The sequence below is a fragment of the Bryocella sp. genome (assembly GCF_058498515.1).
The window spans coordinates 15,927-35,227 of record NZ_JBMHYI010000032.1; the positions used below are offsets into that span (position 1 = coordinate 15,927).

Genomic DNA, 19,301 nt, shown 5'->3' on the forward strand with positions numbered 1-19,301 from the left:
TTCCAGCTTACTGTGCTGCTCGCGGCTAGAAGAGGCCGTTGTTGCCGATCGGGTTGAGATAGACGCCGAGGTTGATCAGCTTCACGTAGCGGTCGATCTTCGAGACCAGGTCGTGGCGGACCAGCAGCATGTCATCGGGCTGCAGCACCATGTCGTTCTTGGCGCGCGTGTGGGCATCATAGCGGCCCAGCTGCAGCACATGCACCTCGGCGTACTCGGAGTTGATCTTGCGGAAGAGGATCACCTTGCCAAGGTCGGCGTCGTCCTTGGGACCGCCGGCCATCAGCAGCGCCTGGGTTGCAGTCATGGTTCGGCGCAGCTCGAAGTGCCCGGGCGTAATGACTTCGCCCGCAACGACGACCTGCGGCCGCTGGTAGTCCTTGAGGCTGACGGTAACCTCGGGGTTCACCAGCCGGGTCGAGCTGTCGCGGACGATCATGCGCTCAACCTCAGGCAGCGTCATACCGGCGAGCTTCACGGCGCCAGTGGACTTCAGCGTGGCGCGGCCATCCGGTCCGATGACGACCTCGTCGTTGAACTCGGGCGTAAAGCGAAAGCTGACTGTCACCGTGTCGCCGGCCTCGAGCTCGTAGTAGCCCTGGGGGCCAACCGCGTCTCCGTTGCCCTTATGCTGCGGGCCGGTCTCGGCTCGCCCGGCGCCGTTGACCGTCACCGAGCCAGCCCGCGCGGCCGGGGTGACAGCGCCAGCCAGCTGCGGGCTCTGCGCACCGGCGGCAGCGGACAGTACGGCCAGGGCCAAGCCAAGACTCGATATCACAGACAACTTCCGCATCATCTCCCCCAGCATGTATCTGCCCCGGACTCCCGCCAAGAGCCTATCTTGGTGCGCCTCTTCAAGACCATCACAAGGCCCATTTCGGTCCGCTCTGGTCGAGCGACTCATTTCGCTGCTGCGACTGCACCAATCAGTCCCCCAAGAACCCCGGCAACGACGAGCGAGACGATGACCGCTTTCGTGTGGTCGGTGTGGCGTCCGGTAGCAGTGTTGTATCCACCATAGCCGTCCTTCACCTTCCTGACGTCGAGATAGCGCATGGTCACGTTCGCCTTGCTGTCCACGTCGTGGAAGGTAAAACTCTCATCGTCCCTGGAGACGAATGTGCCGTACTCTTCCGGAGCCTGCAGCGGGACGACGCTGATTGGAGCGTTTGGGGCAAGTGCTTCGATCTTGTGTTTCACCGCAAGGGCGCGTTTCGGAAGCGCGGCACCCTGGCCGAAACTTGACACCGTGAATAGGAACAGAGACGCCCAAGTCAAGACCTTGAACATGACCAACTCCAAAGACAGACGACGACGCTAGAACAACAGCTTATGCAGCCAGCCCGGCACCGCATAACGGCGGCGATTCAACACGTAGCCAAGCAGCGGAACACGCGTGGCCCCAAACATGGCCTGAAGCTGCTCGAGATTCTGTTTGCGCGACTGCCCGGCGGCAACCACGCCGACATAGCCATCGACACAAAGGGCTAGCTCGCTGGCGAGGGTCGAGGCCTGCAGGCTCGGGCAGTCCAGGAAGATGAAGTCGAACTCGCGGCGAGCCTCGATCATCAGCGGGCGGAGGCGCGCGGAGAACTGGCCCTGCGTTGCGCCACGCTGGCGCGGGCGCGGCCCCAGCTCGCCGTTGGTCGCCAGCACCCAGCAGAGTTTCGAGGGGTCGTACTTGAGCCCGAAGCTGACGTCCTCGTCCGCTTCGAAGTGCTTGAGCAGCTTCGCCATATCCATAATGGCCACGCGGCTGGAAGCCTGACGCGAGGCCTCGGTGGCGAGGTTGTTCACGATGTAGGTGGTGCCCTCACCGGTGAGCGCCGAGAGAAACGCCACGGCGTACCCCGCTGGCTTGCCCTGCCCCAGTGCCACCGCCTCGTCGTGGCCGCTGCCTGACGTCGCGGACGTACGGCGTCCGGGAGTAGACATCGCCGCAGCCCAGCCGGATGCGCCCTCGGCACCATCGGCGCCTGTCACCGGCGCAAAGTGCGCACTCGCTCCGGAACCGTCCAGGTTCGCACCAAGCCCGCTGCGGATCGCGACAAGAACACGGCGATACTCCACGCTGTTGCCGTCGCCTGCGCTGTCGTGGTCGTCCTCGTCGGCGAAGGTAGCGATGGTGCGCATGCCCGTCAGCTCATCGAGCTTGGCCGGCGAGTACACCTGCTCGGTCGAGGTGTCCGCGTAGACCGCGAGCAGTGTGCCGAGGAGGATCGCAAAGGCTAGCCCCGCCGCGAGATACAACACCGGCTTGGGCCGCACCGGCTCGGGCGAGGCGATGGGGGCCTGCACCAGGGCGACATCAAACATCTTCGCCTTGTCGAGCGCGTCGGAGATGCGGGCCTCATCGCGCTTCTGCGCGTAGACCTTGTAGTCGTCCTGGGCCTGCGATAGCTTGCGTTTCAGGCCGTTGTACCCGGTAGTAGCCTGCTCCAGCTCGTCGAGACGGGTCTTGGCGCTCCTCACCTGCTCCGCCAGCTGTGCGCGGGCCGCTGACGTGCCACTCACGTCCGCGGCGGAGGCTGCCACCGCCGAGCTGAGCTGCTGGTACACAGGGTTGACGTCGGTTGACGTTTCACCGGCTGGATTCTGCGATGCGATCGCAATGGCACCCCGGGTCGTGGCGATCTTTTCGTCGATCTCGACCACCTGGCGATCGCTGGGCGGATAGCGCTTGAGGAGCTCGGTGCGGCGGTTCTGCAGGTCCACCAGCTCAGTGTTCAGGCGCTCCTGCGAGTACTGATTGGTGATGGTGCGAATGGTCGTCCTGGAGCGCTGCGGGGTCTTTTCGAGCTCGCGCTGCTGGGCCGCTCGTGAACTCTGCTGCCTGGCAAGTTGGGCGTCGGTGACCGCCAGCTGGTCCTGCAGCGCGCCCACACGCTGCGTCTGCAGTTTGATCTGGTCGTCGAGGTCGGAGATCTGGTGGTCGACGCCAAATTGCGTCAGCTCCTCCTGATCCTCGTCCAGCTGGCGCGCCTTCTCCTTCACCTGCTGATCGAAGAACTCCACTGCACCGCCAGAGCGGGCCGCATCCGCACGATCGGCAAAATAGGCGTCAATCACCTTCTGCAGCAGGTCGCGCGATTCTTCCGGCGAGTTGTCGATGATCGAGACGTCGATGACGCTGCTCTGGTGTACCGGTTCGACCTTGAGATGGCGCTCCAGGGTGGAAATGGCCTTCTCTTCGTCCTTGGTGCTGGTACCCTGAGGATCAAGTCCCAGCGCACGGCGGGCGACGCCGGTGCTGGTCAACAGGTCGACCTCGTTGTTAATTTCGGTGGTGGATACGTCGTTCGCCTGAACGAGATGTTCGGCGGGGCTGGTGGTCAAAGGGGCCTGCGCACGCAGGTTTTGGACCATCAACTTTGCTTCCGCCTGGTACTTCTTGTGCATCAGCAGCGTCAGAAGCAGAACCGCCCCGACGACGAGGTAGATCGTAAACAGGAAGATACGCCGCCGCCGGAACACGGCTTCGGTGACAATCTGTCGCATCTTCGGCGGAGCGTAACTGTTCATTTTGCGCTACTTATGCGAACAGGCTGCCTTTTGAACTGTTTCTTTGCGCTGCCCGCACCAGTGTACCAACCTCTTTGCCCGGAAATACCGGAACAAAACCGGCGACTGTGGAGGAAAACCGGGGACAAACCCGTTTCGATCAATGCAGAGCGGGAACGTACCGGGTCGGCGTACCCATACGTCTCCGTACATCGTTCTGTAACACCAAAGGCGAATTCCGCTGTTTGCCGGGCGGCCTTACGCTTCGGCTGTTGAAGGGGTAGATTGGTAATAACCCCATTCAGAGAGCTCAGACCGGGCCCCTCTATCATCCACGAACTTCTCGGCCACGGCGCCGAGGAAAGCTCTGCTCTTATGGCGGAAGAAACCTTCGAGGCGATCCATCAGGCATCGTCGGGCACGAGCCGGATGCGCACGACGCCTCGCGTCGCACCGCTTGCGCCCGTGCTGCCTGGAGACTTCGATGGCGGCGCGCCCGCCGTGCCTCCTCTGGCGCGACAGCTGGCTTCCCCCATGGTGCGGCTCTTCGACCAGGCCGCGCTCTGTGCCGCGCTCTTCGCCACCGTCTACAGCTTCGCCATCCACCGCGACGGCAGCTTCAGCAGCTTCCTGCAGCTCCGCATCTCCGTCCATAATCTTCTGATCGTGCTCGCGCTTCTCTTCACCTGGCGCGTTCTCTTCTGGACGACGGGGCTCTATCATCCACGGCTGACACGCACGCTGACCTCCGTGATGGTGAAGGTTCCGCTGAGCGCCGCGCTCTGCACCCTGGTGGCGGTCTTCCCGCTCCACGAGGGCGCACAGCATCTCGACCCGCTAACCTCTGCCTGCCTGTTCTGGTTCCTTGCCTGCTCGCTGATGCTGGCTACCCGCGTCTGCGTGTACACCTACGAGGAGAACATCCGCCCAGCCTTCCGCAAGCCGCGCACGGTGCTTATCTGCGGCACCGGGCTGCGGGCCCGCAACGCCACGCTGGAGCTGCCGGACGACCGCGAGTTCCGCTACCACCTCGAAGGCTATGTGGACTCCACAGCCCAGCCAGAGTGCGAGGGTCTGGCTCCCTATCTTGGCAACGTCTCGGATCTCGAGATGCTCCTGATGCGGCTGCCCGTCGACGAGGTCCTGATCGCCCTGCCGATCAAGAGCCACTTCAACGAGATTGAACAGATCATCAACGTCTGCGGGCGCGGCGGCATCGAGGTGCAATACTCGCTCGATCTCTTCACCGCGGCAGCCACCAAGCATCACAGCATTGGCTCGATGGACGGCAACCGCGTGGTGCTGGAGATGGTGCACCGCGACCAGCGCCTGCTGCTGAAGAACGTCTTCGACCGCGTGCTGGCTACCGTCGGCCTGGTGCTGCTTTCGCCCCTATTGCTGCTCATTGCCCTTGCGGTCAAACTTTCCAGCCCTGGTCCGATCTTCTTCATCCAGCAGCGCTATGGCCTTGGCAAGCGGATGTTCGGGATGATCAAGTTCCGCTCGATGGTGGTGGATGCGGAAGCGCGCCAGGCTGCACTCGAGCACCTTAACGAGCTCGATGGGCCGACGTTCAAGATCAAGAACGATCCGCGCGTGACGAAGGTCGGAGCCTTTCTGCGCAAGACCTCGCTCGATGAACTGCCGCAGTTGATCAACGTGGTGAAGGGTGAGATGTCGCTGGTGGGACCGCGACCGCTGCCCGAGCGCGATGTCCTTCGCTTCTCCGAGGCATGGCTGATGCGCCGTTTCTCGGTCAAGCCCGGTATCACTGGGTTGTGGCAGGTCTCTGGCCGCTCGCTGTCGGACTTCGACAACCTCATCAAGCTCGACCTGCGCTACATCGACCGCTGGAGCCTGCTGCTGGATATCAAGATCCTGTTGCGGACGTTCTCCGCGGTGGTACGACGGCGCGGGGCGTACTAGGACGCTGCGGCCCTATACCGCGCATCCCCCGAAATCACCTCAGGCACTTTTCCCTTCAGCGCAACGCGCACTAGGTCTGGGGCGCTCCACGGAACGTCGAGGAACGCCTTTTGGACCCATCCGCTGTTGGGATCGCGCACCAGCTCCTGTGGGAAGAGTGCGATGAACTCCTGATCGGTAGCGGCCGGCCTGTCTTCGACCTGCAGGCCGAGCATTCCTCTGAGGTACGCAGCGATGAGATCACGCCCAGGCCCCAGCGGGAGGTGCACCAGCTGCGTTGGCCGCAGGTTCATCTCGATCAGCAGAGGCGTGCCGGTAGTGGGGTCGACCATAAAATCAAAGCCGCAGAAGCCGCTAACTCCTGCTCCCTTCGCTACCCGACGGATCGATTCCATCATGGTCTCGTCCTCGACCACCCGCAGCACACTGGACGGCCCGAGGTGTTCGGCGGTCTGAATGACCTCCAGGCAGACGGCGGCCTCCACCTCGCCATTGATGGCGACCGCGAGCGCCGTGCGCTCCTTGCCGCGGACCAACCGCTGGGCCGCGACATCGCGCGTCATCCCATGGGCCCACTCCCGGACATAGCTCCATTCGCGCCACACCAGGCCGCGGCGAAGCGCCGCGAGGAAGCTCGAGGATCTGTGCAGCTTTTTCCAGGCGCGGACGGCCTCCTCGGAGGAAGAGACCAGCCTCACACCACGGCCTCCAAAGGTCGCGTCCGCTTTCAATGCCAGCGGCAACCCCAGCTCACGCACGGCTACGGCAAGTTCCTGCTCGCTGTTTACAGGAATGGTGTCGGGGATGGGAACTCCCAGGTCTGCGGCCATCTTCAGGAGGGCGCGTCGCGAGCGGCCCAGCGCCATGGTCTCGGCACGGTCCCCGCTGGTCGCCAGTAGCGCCAGGACGGTCTCCTGGTCCTCGCCTGAGCTGGACTCGGCCGCGATCCGCAGCTCCTCGACGTGCATCACGGTGAGCTCATCAACAGGAATGACAATGTCGGGTTGCGAATCTCGTATGGCCCGCAGGATACTCTCAACAGGTCGCAATACGTCATACCGATAGCTGCGTGCGACGACGCCGGCCTGCAGCGCAGGATGATTGCGTTGCGCCATCAGTTCGACCTCGCAGCCGAACGACGTCAGAGCCAGGCTCAACCGCGCGGTCGACACCCAGCGCGCGCTGGCCAGCAACAGCACCTTCGCCGCCACCGCACCCTTCGGATCTCCCGAATCACTGCGCAAACTGTCGTCCCCTGAGAAGTGTAGTCGAGTCTATCGCACTACCCTTCGATCTCCCTCTCACGCAAAGGTGGCGTATCCGGACCTTCAACGCGTCACGTCGTAACAACCAAACCGCCGCTCCGCACCCCTTCGTAACGGGGATGACTCGTTCAGGGGATAGCGACCCTGCAGCGGCGGATTTCTCATCGTTTGGAGCGTCCGCAGAGCCGCGAAAGGACTGAACTTGAACGTGAATCGCACTTCCGGGTCTTTTTTGCATACCGCCATCGTGGGCGCGGGACCGTATGGTCTCTCGCTTGCCGCGCACCTGCGCGAGGCCGGTGTGCCGCACCGCATCTTCGGACGCCCGATGCATTCCTGGGCCACCCAGATGCCGGTGGGGATGAAGCTGAAATCCGATGGCTTCGCCTCCAACCTCTCGGCAGGGTCTGTCCCGTTCACGCTTGAGGATTTCGCGCGCCTTACCGGAAGACCCTACCACGCGACCCGGATTCCGGTCGCGATCGAGGACTTCATCGCCTACGGACAGGAGTTCGCACGCCGCTTCGTCCCTGAACTCGAAGAGGTCGACGTCACGCACGTCGAGTCCGAGGGCCATGCCTTCCGGCTGACGCTGGAGACGGGCGAAAGCTTCCTGGCCCGCCACGTTATCCTGGCTACCGGCGTGAGCCTCTTCCCGTGGATGCCCCCCATGCTGCGCCATCTCCCCGCAGGGCTGGTGTCGCACACCTCGGACCATCGCATCTTTGACCAGTTTCGGGGTCGCGAGGTGCTGGTGCTGGGCCGCGGCGCGAGTTCCCTGAACGCCGCCGTCATCCTGAACGAGATCGGCGCGCACCCCACCGTGGTGACCCGGGCGCAGAAGATCCACGTACATCGTGCGGCCTTCGGCAACAAGCCGCCGCTCTGGTACCGTCTGCGCCATCCCGCGTCGCCTCTGGGCGAGAGCCTGCGCTCGTGGCTGGCGTCCAGCTTCCCGGGCCTGTTCCGTGCGCTGCCTGCACCTCTGCGCAGAGTGCTGGTGTACAAGCACCTCGGGCCAGCTGGCGGATCCGCGCTCCAGGGTCGCCTGGAGGGCAAATTTCCCATCCTTCGCAGCTGGTCGGTGGTGAGCGCCGAGGCTGTGCCCGGCGCAGATGGCGAAGGCGAGATGGTCCGCGTCACTCTCGCCCACGAGACTGGTGAGAAGCGCGAGATCATTACCTCTCACGTCATTGCGGGCACGGGCTATCGCACGGATCTGGACCGTTACCGCTTCCTGGCGGCGAACCTTCGCGCTTCGATCCATCGCCAGAAGTTGGGCGCGCCTGTCCTGAGCCGCAACTTCGAAACCTCGGTGCAAGGGCTCTATCTTGTCGGCCCGGCGGCTGCCGCGAGCTTCGGCCCGCTGCTCCGCTTTGCCGCCGGAGCGGGCTATGCGGCCACGCAGGTCACCAACCACCTTGCGGTCGACTTCGCCCGCCTCCGCGGCCTGGCGCGGCCCTCGCTAGATATGCAGGCGCAGCGCGTGCGACCGGTGAAGTAAGAACGACAGATACGAGAGGCAAGATACGAGAGGCGAACTTGCTGATTCGTATCTCGTATCTCGTATCTCGCGGCCTACTTGATCCCTGAGACATCCTTGCCGATGGTCAGTGGCTCACCATCTGCGCCGGTTACGGACAGGTTCTTCGCAGTGATGTCCGCGTAGGCGACGCGGCCTGCTTTCTGAGCGGTGATCGTGACGTTGTCGAAGACCAGGCCCTTGATGGGCGCTTCGGGAAGACCTTCGACCTCGAGGCCGTTCTTCGCCGAGGTCACCTTCAGATTCTGGATCGTCACATCGTGGATGTGGGGCGTGAGACGCGTCACGGGCGCGGTCTCCACGGCAGCAGCTCCGCCCTTCGGGCCGCCATAGTAGTCGGTGACCTGCACGGCTGTGCCCACGTTCTCCATCGTGATGTCGCTATAGATGAAGTCGCCGATATCGTTGCCACGGTCGCGACCGCTCTTGATGCGGATGCCCTGCGTGGTACCGCTGAAGGTGATGCGCTCCGCACGCACATGCTGTACCCCGCCAGCGATCTCGCTGCCGATCGAAAGCCCGTGTCCGTGCAAGAACGTGCAGTCGCGGATGGTGACATCGACCGTGGGATCGTTCGGTCCTGCCGAGCCCGGCTGGCCGCTCTTGATCGCGATGTTGTCATCGCCGGTGTCGATGAACACGTGGTCGATGAGGATGTGCTTGGAGCTGAAGGGATCGATGCCGTCCGTGTTGTGGCCCGCGGGCGTGGGCGCGAGGATCTTCATGTTGCGAAAGGTCAGGTTCTCGCTCTCGTACGCCGTGATCTGCCACATCGGAGAGTTCTGGACCGTGATGTTCTCCATGGTGAGGCCCTTCACGTGGTCGAAGAAGATCATTCGCGGACGCGGCTGCTGTGGCTTGGGCCACCAGCTCTGACCGCGCCCGTCGATCGTGCCGCCACCGCGGATCGCGATGTCCTGCGCATCCTTGGCCCACAGCAGGCCCCGCAGGCCGGGCTCATGCAGAACCTCCACCGCGGGATAGTCCTCGTGATTCTCACTGCCGGCCAGCGTGGTGCCTTCGGCGATGTCCAGAGTGATGTGGCTCTTCATCTCCAACGGCCCGCTGACGAACATCGGAGCACCATGCAGTTCCACTGTGCCGCCTCCCTTGGCAGCGCAGTCGTCGATGGCCTTCTGGATGGCGACCGTGTCGTTGTGCACGCCGTCGCCGACGGTCTTCGCATACTTCTCCACGGGGCAGGTGCGCTGCCCTGGAGCCGTCGGAGGAGCCATCTGGGCACCCGCTGCTGCCACACCCAACCCAAGACCAAGAACTACGACTGCACGCATCGACAACCTCACTTCGTTTGGGAGACTTCAGTGGTCATTAGACAACGTTTTCAGACGCCCCGCTCGCCACGATCCGAGGCGCGGAACACTCCCCTAGAAGCCCTTCGGCCTTTCTGCGGCGACACTAAGCTCGTGCTCCATCTCGGTGCCAACTTCGCTCAGTACGGCCTCGCCAAAGAGCTGCCCCACAAAAGTGACGCCGTGAGGCACGCGGCGAGGCGGCGCGAACTTCTTCAGTGGGTGTGCAGGATCAGGCGCCCAGTCGCTGCGCTCTTCGCTCACCTCCACAAAGCCTGCTCGCAGCGTGAGGCTCGGATGGCCCGTGAAGTTGAAGATCACCATAGGCTCATCACGCAGGCTCGGTACGAGCAGGACGTCGATCTGCTCGAAGATCTTCCCCATCTCCACGGCGACGCGGCGGCGCAGACGGTCGGCCTGCACCAGGTCGACCGCGCTCAGGAACCGCGCCTGGCGGAAGGTATTCGGCCAGGCATCGGGCGTCTGCATCCTCAGCTGATCGACACGGCCATCCAGGGTCTCCGCCTCGAAGGCCGCGCCCGCCTCGGCCATCAAAATCACATTGAGCGAGTCGTAGGGCAGGTCAGGCAAGGTGACGGGTGCAGCCTGCATGCCAAGCTTCTTCATGATCTCCAGCGCGTGGCGATCGACATCGGTCGCCTCGGCCATCCACTTCTCCACATAGCCCACGCGGAGGGTGTGCAGCGGCTTCCCTTGCGGAGCATGGAGCGGCATGGAAACACTGCCGGTATCGCGCGAATCGAAGCTGGTGATGTGCTGCACAACGGTGTAGGTGTCCTCAACCGACCGCGCCATTACGCCCAGCTTGTCGCAGGTCCAGCTCAACGTCATGGCGCCGGTGCGTGGAACTCGGCCGAAGGTGGGCCGCAGGCCCGTGACGCCGCAGCGCATGCTGGGCGAGATGATGGAGCCCTGCGTCTCCGAGCCAATGGCGAAGCCGACGAGTCCCGCAGCCACGGCAGCGCCCGGGCCCGCGCTCGAGCCCGACGCTCCTTCGTCGAGGTTCCAGGGATTCTTCGTCTGTCCACCAAACCAGATATCGTTGAGCGCCAGCGCGCCGAGCGAGAGCTTCGCGACGAGCACCGCGCCGCCCTCGTTGAGCAGCTTCGTCACGGCGGCATCTTCAGCCGGGACGCGATCGCGCAGGAACTCCGCGCCCCAGGTTGTACGAATGCCAGCCGTATCGAGCAGGTCCTTCGCGCCCCACGGAATGCCGTGCAGCGGTCCGCGATAGTGCCCTGCAGCAATCTCCGTGTCTGCCGTGCGCGCCTGCGCGAGCGCATGTTCCTCGCACAGCGTGATGACGCACTTCAGCTGCGGGTCGAAGCGCTTGAGGCGCTCGAGATAGATCTTCGTGAGGCGCTCTGACGTGATCTGCTTCGTGCGGATCCAACCCGAAAGCTGCCAGACCGGGGCGAACGCGATGTCGCCGTCCGACGCTGGTATCTTCTCGACTGCGAGGCTCAGACCCGCGATGACGGCACCCTGCGATGGGGCAGCAGCGCTGACCGTCAGAGGTCGCCATACGCTGGCGGGAGTATCGGCCTCACCCAGCGCAACCTTACGTGGACCCACGCGGCGCTCGAACATGCCAGCCATGGACTCGCGCCAGTTGGAGGCAGCCTGTTCCAGCTGAGCCTGCGGGAAGCTGACCTGCTGCAGCTTCTCGGCCTCGGCGAAGGTGGCCGCGCTGACTGCAGGACCCACCGGCGCAGACGTGCCGAAGGCTGGCGGCTGACCGGGAGGTGGAATTGCTTGCGGGGTCTGCGCAGCCAGCTCATCCGCGCCCTTGGCTGCAACAGCAGCCGCCAGCAGCCCAAGACTTCCCTTCGCTAGAAATTCTCGCCGTGAACCTGCCATCGTCTTTGCCTCCTGCTTCGCTGCGGGGAACAAGAACGGGTATATCACCACGGGCAATCGCTATTTGCGCGAGAGTACGATCTCCACACCTGCGATTACGGCTCTCGGAGGCATCGGTACGCCCTGGATCTCCTGGTAGCCGGTGCTGGAGAGGTTCGTCGCGCGCACATACGGCTGCCAGCGGCCCTTGTCGCGAGCTATCGAGAGATCACATACCGCATAGGGCGCGGAGGGCACAGGCGCGAGCTTCGTCCGCTCCAGCACCCCGAGCTGCGAGCTGACCAGCAGCCCCTGACGCGCGTGCCACAGCCAGGTCGCGCGGCCATTGTTCACCGGGTAGTTGAAGACATACTCCGACTGCAGGCTGCCGAGCGCGCTCTGCGAGCCGTGCAGATAGGTCCAGCTGAAGCGCAGCTGTTGCGAGCTGGTGGCGCGCCATTCCACCTGCGACTCGACACCGCTGAGAGCCAATGCGCCCAGGTTGGTCGCTTGCCACAGCTGCGTAGCGTCGGCCCGTGTGTAGTCGATGGTGTTCTTCTGTCGTGCCGTAAAGACCGTGGCGCTGACGGCGAGCTTCGCGCTGGGGTACCAGTCGGCGCCACCCTCATAGCTCCAGGCCGACTCCGGCGCGAGGTTCGCGTTGCCAATGGTCGTGGGGTCGCTGTAGTAGAGGTCGAGAAAGGTGGGCAGCCGGAATCCATAGCTCACTGCCCCGCGCAGCTTCCAGTCCTGGCCGAGGCGCAGTGTGCCCTCGGCCATGGGCGAGCTGACCACGCGGCCACCGGAGAAGACCTCCTCGCGCAGTCCGCCGGTCAGAGAGCCGCGCGTGCCGCGCCACTGGAGCTCGCCATACCCCGCGCCGCGGTTGCGTCCGTGGTCGCCAAGGTTGGTGCTGTCGATCTGGTCGGTGGTCTCCTCAAGCCCTGTCAGCAGCGTGAGGCCGTGATGCAGCGAACGGTTGTCACGCACCGAACCTTCATAGCTCTGGTCGATGTGGTTGTTCTCGTAAAGCGAAGGCTGGTAGCGAAAGAGGACGAACTCGTCGGTATGGCGGCGATACGCCGCGGCGGCCGTGGTGTGCTCCCCGAGCTGCTGCGTGAGCGCGCCGAACCAGCCCTTGGTGTGCTCCCACGAGGGGTAGGCGCCGAAGAACTGATTGGCTCCGAAGACCCGCTCGTCGCCAGCGAGCAACAGGTCGCTAGTGCCCAGCGGGGACTTGAGCCACGATTCCGAACTCACGTCCTGGGTGCGGTAGTCGCGGTCGAACTGGAAGCCTTCGGAGCGGGCACGATCTGCGGCAAGTTCTTCGCTCCAGCGTGCTCGGGCCAATGAGCCGACGAAGCCTTCCTCATCGCTCGCGAAACTGCCGCCGCCGGCGCGCAGGCGTAGCGAGTCGGCTTCGGGCTTTCGGGTGCGCAGGTCGATGACACCGCCGATGGCGTCGGAGCCGTAGAGTGTGGAGCCTGAGCCGTGCAGCACGTCCGCCCCGGCGAGCACAGACATGGGCACAGGAGCGTCGAGGTTGAAGTGGGAGGTCTCGACATCGTCCAGGCGCAGGCCGTTGAGCAGCACCAGCGTCTGCTCGAAGCTCGCGCCGCGGATGGAGACGTCGTTCATCACCCAGCCGGGAGCTCGCTGCTGGATGTCTACGGAAGCATCTGTGCGCAGCACGTCCTCGACGTCGGGCTGGATCAGTGGCAGGAGCTCAAGCGTGACGACGGGGCGCGCGGACTCACCCACCGTCACCGGCTCGATTTCGCCGAGGACGATGACGGTCTCGCGAACGGAAGGCGGTTGCTGAGGCGCAGGAGTGGCGGAAGTCTGTGCGTGGAAAGCCCGAAAGGAGGAAGCGGCGGCGAAGGAAGCAAAGGCGAGGCGGGCGGCTGAGCTGGTGCGCCGCGCCGCAGACAGACGGTCAAGCATACTTTCGTAGAACAATGGTTTCGTACCCGCCCCCCAGGATACTTCCACCGGGGCAATATGTCGCATGCCCGTTGCAACTCTTACACTCGAACTCGCCATCGAGCACGCTCAATCGCTAAAGGACCGCCGCCAGGTGGTGCGGTCGCTCAAGGACAAGCTGCGTCACGGCTTCAACATCTCCGTAGCCGAGCTGGATGACGCCATGATCTGGAACCGAGCCACGCTGGGTGTCGCGGCCATCTCCAGCTCAGGAGCCTATCTTGCCGGCCAGTTGCGGGAGGTCGAAGCGGCCGCGCGTCGCATTGCGAACGGCCTGGGCTGCGAGATCGTGGACAGCTTCGTGGAGTCGGATGTGGAGCTGCCGGAGGGGTAGGTATCCTGGCTCAAGAGGAGTCTTGACGAGGAGAACCTGTGCAAATTGGGGACAAAAGTGCCCCGCCGGTACCTTCCAGTACCCAGCGACACCGCTACCTGACCCAAAAGCGGCAAGTCCGTTGCGGTCTGGCAGGTGCTATCCTGCACTGTCAATATGCCAGTACAACGTGCCAGAGATTATCACCGCGGCCGAGTGGCCAGCACCTTCGGCGAAGAGATCACCGCCATGCTCGAAGGCGAGCTGACAGACCCTCGAATCGCATCAAGCCACGTCACGGAGGTCATCCTCGCACCCGGAGGCAAGAGCTGCCGGGTGCTGGTGGCCGTTCATGGCGATGAGAAGCAAGAGGAATCGACGCTCGAGGGCCTGATGGCCGCGCGCAACTATATCCGCTCGGAGATCCGCGACCGCATGGGCGTTCGCCACGTTCCCGAGATCACCTTTGCTATCGATCGTTCCGAGAAGATTGGGGCCCGTCTGGACCAGGTCTTCGGGAACATCGAGAAGCGCCGCAAGAAGATCGCCAGGAAGTCCGGCCCGGCCGAAAGCTCCCCAGGCGACCCCACGCCAACCAGCAGCAAAACTCCAAAGGCCAAGTAACGCCCTGTTGCGAAGACCAACCATGACCAATGAATCCGCCATTCTCGAGCTACAGAGGATCATTGCGCGCCACCAGAGCTTCTTCATTACGTCCCACGCCCGGCCCGATGGCGATGCCATCGGAACCTCGCTGGCGTTGATGCATCTGCTGGACGCTCTTGGAAAGCATACGGTGATCGCCTTTGCCGATGCTATTCCCACAACCTACCAGATGCTTCCCGGCGTCGAGCGGATCGTGCATACGTTTCCCAGCGAGCCGCCCGAGGTCGCGGTCATCCTGGAGTGCGACTCCGTGGCGCGCACCGGCTTCGATGCCGATGAGTTCGCCTCGATGGGAGCGGGCCTGCTCGTCAACATCGACCACCACCAGAGTGGCCGCAACTACGGCGACTTCAACTGGATCGACAGCAACGCCTGCGCCGTGGCGGCGATGATCTACGACCTGACGCTGGCCATGGGCATTCCCATCTCCAGCGCCATGGCCACCTGCCTGTACACCGCCGTGCTAACCGACACGGCAGCGTTTACGCACGCAGGCACCATGGCGTCCACCTTCTCGCTCGCTGAGCACCTGATCCAGAGCGGCGCAGATCCCAACGGCATCGCGCAGCAGGTCTATCACTCGAACTCGGTGGGCAAGATCCGGTTGCTGGGCTCGGCTCTCTCCAACATGCAGATCGACGGCGAGGTGGCCTGGACATTGGTCACCGAGGACGAGATGCGTGAGGCTGGCGCCCAGGTGGAAGACTGCGAGGGCGTGGTGAACTACCTCATCGGTATCGCCGGCGTACGCGCTGCGGCCTTCCTCCGCGAGGTCACGCGAGCGGGAGACGATAGCCAATATCGCCTGAGCTTGCGTAGTAAGGGTGAGGTGGATGTAGCCCGCGTGGCGGAAGAGTTGGGCGGCGGCGGACATCGCAACGCCAGCGGCTGCACGCTGGAGGGCCCGGCAGATACGGCTACCTCCCGCATCGTGTCGGCCCTGCAGGCTGCCTGCCCCTCGGTGCGCTCGACTCTGTTAGCCTAAGGCTCGATTCTGTTTCCGGCTGCGCTGACCCACGACGCGGAAGCTCGTGGGTCAGCGTATGTGCCTTGACCCGAACCCTCCCGGCCCATTTGAACGCCACTCCCCAACCCGCCGACGTCACTCCAGCGCGAGTGCGTCCTTTAGCACGGCTTCGCGCCCTGTTGGAGACAGAGCTCGGAAGCTCGGTGTGGGAATTGGCCGTTCTGGTGGTGGTGGGTGGCTACTTCCTGCTCTTCGGGATGGTGCCTTGGTTCGGCGGGGATCAGGTGGGGCTGGTGGGCGCGGACGAACCCCGCTATGCGCAGATCGCTCGCGAAATGCTCGAGCAGCACTCCATCGACTGCCACGAGGTCCACGCCAAGATCACGCCGCACAACCTGTCGCCAAGCGCCATCCATGCCTCCTACGAGTGCCTGGTGGGTGGCACCATCACACCCATCCTCTACGGCAAGCCCTGGCTGGAGAAGCCAGCCCTGTACTACTGGCGGGCGATGGGCTTCTTCAAGGAGTTCGGTGTCTCGGACTGGTCGGCACGACTGCCCTCCACGACGGCAACGGCAGTGCTCATCCTGCTGGCGTTTCTGCATCTCCGAAGGTTCCGGCCAGGCGGGCACCTGGACGCCGCGCTGATCATGGTCAGCAGCGTAGGGATGGTGGCCTTCGCGCGGGGCGCATCCACGGACATGCAGCTCGCCGCACCCCTGTGTGCCGGCATGCTGGGCTGGTACGCGTGGTATGAGACGGGCAGGAAGTTCTGGCTCTTCGATCTCTACTTCTTCGGCGCAGCGGCGACCCTGGCCAAGGGGCCGGTAGCCCCGTTCATGATCCTGAGCGTTCTCTGCCTATTTCTGGGCCTGCGCAAGGAATGGAGCGCGCTCAAGCGCACCATCTGGATTCCAGGCATCATCCTGTACCTGGTCATGGTGCTTCCCTGGTACATCGCGGTGCAGTACCGCAACCCCAGCTTCGTCCGTGAGTTCTTCTGGGAACACAACATCGAACGCTACACCACCAATCTCTACCAGCACCACCAGCCGTGGTACTACTACGCGATCGTGCTGGTGCTGGGGCTGATGCCGTGGACCGCCATCGCCATGCGCGCGCTGGTGGACGGCCTGGAGATCTCCCTGGCCGAGTGGCGTTCGCGCCACAAGCCGCAGCGCTATCTCGGCCACATCCGCGCCGGAGATGCCTTTCCCGAGTTCCTGGTGCTGTGGGCGCTCTTCCCCGTCTTCTTCTTCTCCTTCGCCGGGTCAAAACTGCCCGGCTACATCCTTCCGTCGATCCCGCCGCTGGCCATCCTCACCGGCGACTATCTGTATCGCATCCGCCGGACGGGGCTCCCAACCTGGCTGCTGAACACGCATGCGGTCCTCACCGGCGTGCTGACCTTCGTGCTCCTGCTGTGTCCGCAGTACATGATGTACGAGAAGATCGTGCCCGCACCGAGGTTCTTCATTCGCGCCGCCGTGTGCGGTGTGCTCGCGGCGCTGCTGGTCATCTGGATGGTACGGCGCGGCGGCCCGGCCAAGCTGAGGCTCGCCACGCTGGTTCCCCTCTGCGGTCTGCTGTGGTTTCTTCTCGGCTTCAACGGCCGCACCATCGACGAGAACTACTCCGCGCGCCCGCTGGCCGAAGAGATCGCCTCGACCCAGCCCCACGAACAAACCCTGGCTGTGCTCGACGTGCGGCGGGACATGGTCTACGGGCTCGCCTTCTACCGCAACCAGAGCATCCTGAACTACAGCGGCGGCGTTCCCGCGGGCGAACATATTCTCGTGGTGCCGATGCGTCAGGCCGCCGAGATCGACAAGTTTGTCCAGGCCCGCCCTTACGAAAAACTGTTTACGTATGCGCCCCAGGGACTGAATGTCTACAAGGTCAGCGCCGCCGGCCCAGCCCCCGGAACGATGCCCCCGCAGTAGCCCGATACTTGCCTCACACCCGCCCCATTTCGCCAATCTCCTCCGTAACCTGTAGAGTCGATGGGACGATGTCGTCTGGCTCGCAAATGGAGATCCTGGACCTGCGCCACTTCTCAGCGGCGCAGCTCCGTCCCCTGCTGCGCGACGAAGCGACGCGCTGGCAGCGCCGTCTGCACTGGAACTATTCCCAGTCCACGGACCTGCTGCTGGACTACCTGGACAACCGCATCCTGCCCGGCGTGGTGGCCTACGCTTCACGGCAGGTGATCGGCTATGCGTTCGCAGTATATGAGGCAGCCAAGGCCGTCATCGGCGACGTCTACGCCTTCACCGAGACAGGCTCCCAGGCAAACCCCATCTGCGACGCCATGCTGACGCACCTGGTGGAAATACTGGAGAACACCCCTGCGGTCGATCGCATCGAGGCCCAGTTGCTGATGTTCCCCGCCGGGTCGCTGCATGTGCCGTTTCTCTCGCGCGGCTTCCGGGCATATCCGCGGCTGTTCATGCTGTGCGATCTCGCGCAGTCGCCGCTGGGCAAGCAGTTCGTACCGCCGCCAGTGCCCACCGGGCTGTACCTCGAGCCGTGGCGCGCCAGCTTCATGACGCAGGCTGCGCAGCTGATCCACCGCTGCTACGCCGGCCACACGGACGCCAGCATCAACGACCAGTACCGCACGCTCCACGGCGCCGAGCGCTTCCTGCACAACATCATCCGCTTCCCTGGCTGCGGGGTCTTCGATGCGGACAACTCCTGGCTGCTGCTCGACGCTGCCTCAGCCACCGGCGTTCCGCGTATCGAGGCGATGGTGCTGAGCTCGCGCGTCGATCATGACGCCGGACACATCACGCAGCTCTGCGTGGCCCCGGAAGCCCGGCACAAGGGCCTGGGAGGCTTCCTGCTGCAGCATGTCGCCAGCGTGCTGCTGCGACGCCGCTACACCGCGCTCTCGCTGACGGTGACCGAGTCCAATGAACCCGCGCGCCGGCTGTACGAAACTCTCGGCTTTCAACCCTGGCACCGCTTCGAGGCCATGGTGTGGGAGAAGCCGGGAACGTAAACGTTGTGCGTTCTCCGTTCTACGTTGCACGAAAAGCGTTAGACCCTCCATCGGAGGGCCTAACGCACAACGTAGAACGCACAACGTAAAACGTCTGCCCTACCGCATCCCAAACCGCCAGAGGATACCGCCGCCGACCGAGAAGTACTCGCGCGTCTCCGTGCCGAAGTGCTCGAAGATCATGTCCGGCGAGAGGCGCACCGCAAACTTGGCGCTCTGGTTGAAGTCGACCGATCCACCCACCGCGCCCCACGGAGCCGTGCTGTTGCAATAGAGACCGAGATTGCCTGTCTGGCCAGCCGTCTGCTGCGCCGGGCAGGCCGAGACGGGGCTGCCACCGGGGTAGTTCTGCGTCGCATGGTCGAAGATGCCGTGCGATGCTCCCGCCTGCGCGTGGTAGTCGACCGCGAAGTAGCGGTTCTTGAAGCCGCGATAGACCACGCCGCCGGAGAAGATGTGCTGCATCACCAGCACGCGGTTGAGGTGGACGTTCTGGGCATTGCCCGGGTTCGGGATCGTCGGCGTGGTGCCGGCCTCGAAACGGTAATCCGCCAGAACGCCGAGCCGGCTCACAGGCCCATGACCAAGGAAGTAGGTGAACTGACCTTCGCCGCCGCCCATGTTATAGCGTGATTGCAGGTTCTGACCGGCCTGGCCGTTCATGAAGCTGAAGCCACCGAAGAGCTCGTAGCGGTTGTTGTACTTGGGGCCGGTATAGGCGCTGAGCTGCTGCACCGGCGCAGTCTGCATGGGCGCGGTGCCCGGAGCGGCCACCACCTGTGCACCCGCCGCACCGCCAATCGCACCGGCCAGAGCCAGCAGCAGGGTCGCGGTCTTACGCGACGTCATCTTGTTTGCCAGCGAGCGCTTGGTGTTGCGCATCGCCGTGCCTGAACGCATGAATGTCTTGTGCAGCATCGTCCTCAAACCGCGCCCTCGTCGTATGCGCCGTGAAAATAGCGC

At 63.9% G+C, this 19,301-nt stretch carries 15 protein-coding genes; 7 read left to right on the top strand and 8 right to left on the bottom strand.

Annotated features, from left to right (window positions below):
- Nucleotides 1-25: 25 nt before the first annotated feature.
- From AC5E6W_RS09495 to AC5E6W_RS09505, 3 genes are all read right to left on the bottom strand, one after another.
- Nucleotides 26-760: a polysaccharide biosynthesis/export family protein gene (locus AC5E6W_RS09495; RefSeq protein WP_491752048.1), complete on the bottom strand. Its 735-nt coding sequence runs from the start codon at nt 758-760 to the stop codon at nt 26-28.
- A gap of 140 nt (nt 761-900) precedes the next feature.
- The gene (locus AC5E6W_RS09500; protein ID WP_491752049.1) at nt 901-1,200 is read right to left on the bottom strand and encodes a hypothetical protein; all 300 of its coding nucleotides are present in this window, start codon (nt 1,198-1,200) and stop codon (nt 901-903) included.
- Between the two features lie 117 nt (nt 1,201-1,317).
- Nucleotides 1,318-3,522 carry a GumC family protein gene (locus tag AC5E6W_RS09505; protein ID WP_491752050.1) on the bottom strand — a complete coding sequence of 735 codons (2,205 nt, stop codon included), beginning with the start codon at nt 3,520-3,522 and terminating at the stop codon, nt 1,318-1,320.
- A gap of 354 nt (nt 3,523-3,876) precedes the next feature.
- Here AC5E6W_RS09505 and AC5E6W_RS09510 point away from each other — a divergent pair, with 354 nt between their 5' ends.
- Nucleotides 3,877-5,427 carry a sugar transferase gene (locus AC5E6W_RS09510; protein WP_491752051.1) on the top strand — a complete coding sequence of 517 codons (1,551 nt, stop codon included), beginning with the start codon at nt 3,877-3,879 and terminating at the stop codon, nt 5,425-5,427.
- Here the strand turns inward: AC5E6W_RS09510 and AC5E6W_RS09515 are convergent.
- Nucleotides 5,424-6,671: an ATP-binding protein gene (locus AC5E6W_RS09515; RefSeq protein WP_491752052.1), complete on the bottom strand. Its 1,248-nt coding sequence runs from the start codon at nt 6,669-6,671 to the stop codon at nt 5,424-5,426. The genes AC5E6W_RS09510 and AC5E6W_RS09515 overlap by 4 nt on opposite strands.
- Before the next feature lie 229 nt (nt 6,672-6,900).
- Here AC5E6W_RS09515 and AC5E6W_RS09520 point away from each other — a divergent pair, with 229 nt between their 5' ends.
- A complete protein-coding gene (locus AC5E6W_RS09520) occupies nt 6,901-8,196 on the top strand; it encodes an NAD(P)-binding domain-containing protein (RefSeq protein WP_491752053.1) in 1,296 nt (431 codons plus the stop codon).
- A gap of 74 nt (nt 8,197-8,270) precedes the next feature.
- Here the strand turns inward: AC5E6W_RS09520 and AC5E6W_RS09525 are convergent, their stop codons facing one another.
- The 3 genes from AC5E6W_RS09525 to AC5E6W_RS09535 all read right to left on the bottom strand — a co-directional run bounded on the left by AC5E6W_RS09525 (nt 8,271) and on the right by AC5E6W_RS09535 (nt 13,349).
- Entirely contained in the window at nt 8,271-9,527 is a 1,257-nt protein-coding gene (locus AC5E6W_RS09525) for a glycoside hydrolase family 28 protein (RefSeq protein WP_491752054.1), read from the bottom strand.
- A 93-nt stretch (nt 9,528-9,620) separates the two neighbouring features.
- The gene (locus AC5E6W_RS09530; RefSeq protein WP_491752055.1) at nt 9,621-11,426 is read right to left on the bottom strand and encodes an amidase; all 1,806 of its coding nucleotides are present in this window, start codon (nt 11,424-11,426) and stop codon (nt 9,621-9,623) included.
- 60 nt (nt 11,427-11,486) lie between these two features.
- Entirely contained in the window at nt 11,487-13,349 is a 1,863-nt protein-coding gene (locus tag AC5E6W_RS09535; RefSeq protein ID WP_491752056.1) for a TonB-dependent receptor plug domain-containing protein, read from the bottom strand.
- Between the two features lie 64 nt (nt 13,350-13,413).
- Between AC5E6W_RS09535 and AC5E6W_RS09540 the strand changes: the two genes are divergently transcribed.
- The 5 genes from AC5E6W_RS09540 to AC5E6W_RS09560 all read left to right on the top strand — a co-directional run bounded on the left by AC5E6W_RS09540 (nt 13,414) and on the right by AC5E6W_RS09560 (nt 18,338).
- Nucleotides 13,414-13,722, top strand: coding sequence for a DUF503 domain-containing protein (locus tag AC5E6W_RS09540; RefSeq protein ID WP_491752057.1), 309 nt, complete (start codon nt 13,414-13,416; stop codon nt 13,720-13,722).
- 195 nt (nt 13,723-13,917) lie between these two features.
- Nucleotides 13,918-14,325 carry a 30S ribosome-binding factor RbfA gene (gene rbfA, locus AC5E6W_RS09545; RefSeq protein WP_491752058.1) on the top strand — a complete coding sequence of 136 codons (408 nt, stop codon included), beginning with the start codon at nt 13,918-13,920 and terminating at the stop codon, nt 14,323-14,325.
- 22 nt (nt 14,326-14,347) lie between these two features.
- Nucleotides 14,348-15,352 carry a DHH family phosphoesterase gene (locus tag AC5E6W_RS09550; protein WP_491752059.1) on the top strand — a complete coding sequence of 335 codons (1,005 nt, stop codon included), beginning with the start codon at nt 14,348-14,350 and terminating at the stop codon, nt 15,350-15,352.
- Nucleotides 15,353-15,537: 185 nt separating this feature from the next.
- Nucleotides 15,538-17,277: an ArnT family glycosyltransferase gene (locus AC5E6W_RS09555; protein WP_491752060.1), complete on the top strand. Its 1,740-nt coding sequence runs from the start codon at nt 15,538-15,540 to the stop codon at nt 17,275-17,277.
- A gap of 68 nt (nt 17,278-17,345) precedes the next feature.
- Complete coding sequence (locus tag AC5E6W_RS09560; protein WP_491752061.1) at nt 17,346-18,338, top strand: GNAT family N-acetyltransferase; 993 nt, start codon at nt 17,346-17,348, stop codon at nt 18,336-18,338.
- Nucleotides 18,339-18,437: 99 nt separating this feature from the next.
- Here the strand turns inward: AC5E6W_RS09560 and AC5E6W_RS09565 are convergent, their stop codons facing one another.
- The gene (locus AC5E6W_RS09565) at nt 18,438-19,256 is read right to left on the bottom strand and encodes a hypothetical protein (RefSeq protein WP_491752062.1); all 819 of its coding nucleotides are present in this window, start codon (nt 19,254-19,256) and stop codon (nt 18,438-18,440) included.
- Between the last annotated feature and the right edge of the window lie 45 nt (nt 19,257-19,301).

What these genes read in the sequence shown, in the direction of transcription:
- AC5E6W_RS09525 (WP_491752054.1), bottom strand. Translation starts at nt 9,527, where the DNA reads ATGCGTGCAGTCGTAGTTCTTGGTCTTGGGTTGGGTGTGGCAGCAGCG.
- AC5E6W_RS09560 (WP_491752061.1), top strand. Translation starts at nt 17,346, where the DNA reads ATGTCGTCTGGCTCGCAAATGGAGATCCTGGACCTGCGCCACTTCTCA.
- AC5E6W_RS09535 (WP_491752056.1), bottom strand. Translation starts at nt 13,349, where the DNA reads ATGCTTGACCGTCTGTCTGCGGCGCGGCGCACCAGCTCAGCCGCCCGC.
- AC5E6W_RS09530 (WP_491752055.1), bottom strand. Translation starts at nt 11,426, where the DNA reads ATGGCAGGTTCACGGCGAGAATTTCTAGCGAAGGGAAGTCTTGGGCTG.
- AC5E6W_RS09550 (WP_491752059.1), top strand. Translation starts at nt 14,348, where the DNA reads ATGACCAATGAATCCGCCATTCTCGAGCTACAGAGGATCATTGCGCGC.
- AC5E6W_RS09540 (WP_491752057.1), top strand. Translation starts at nt 13,414, where the DNA reads ATGCCCGTTGCAACTCTTACACTCGAACTCGCCATCGAGCACGCTCAA.
- AC5E6W_RS09510 (WP_491752051.1), top strand. Translation starts at nt 3,877, where the DNA reads ATGGCGGAAGAAACCTTCGAGGCGATCCATCAGGCATCGTCGGGCACG.
- AC5E6W_RS09505 (WP_491752050.1), bottom strand. Translation starts at nt 3,522, where the DNA reads ATGAACAGTTACGCTCCGCCGAAGATGCGACAGATTGTCACCGAAGCC.
- AC5E6W_RS09565 (WP_491752062.1), bottom strand. Translation starts at nt 19,256, where the DNA reads ATGCTGCACAAGACATTCATGCGTTCAGGCACGGCGATGCGCAACACC.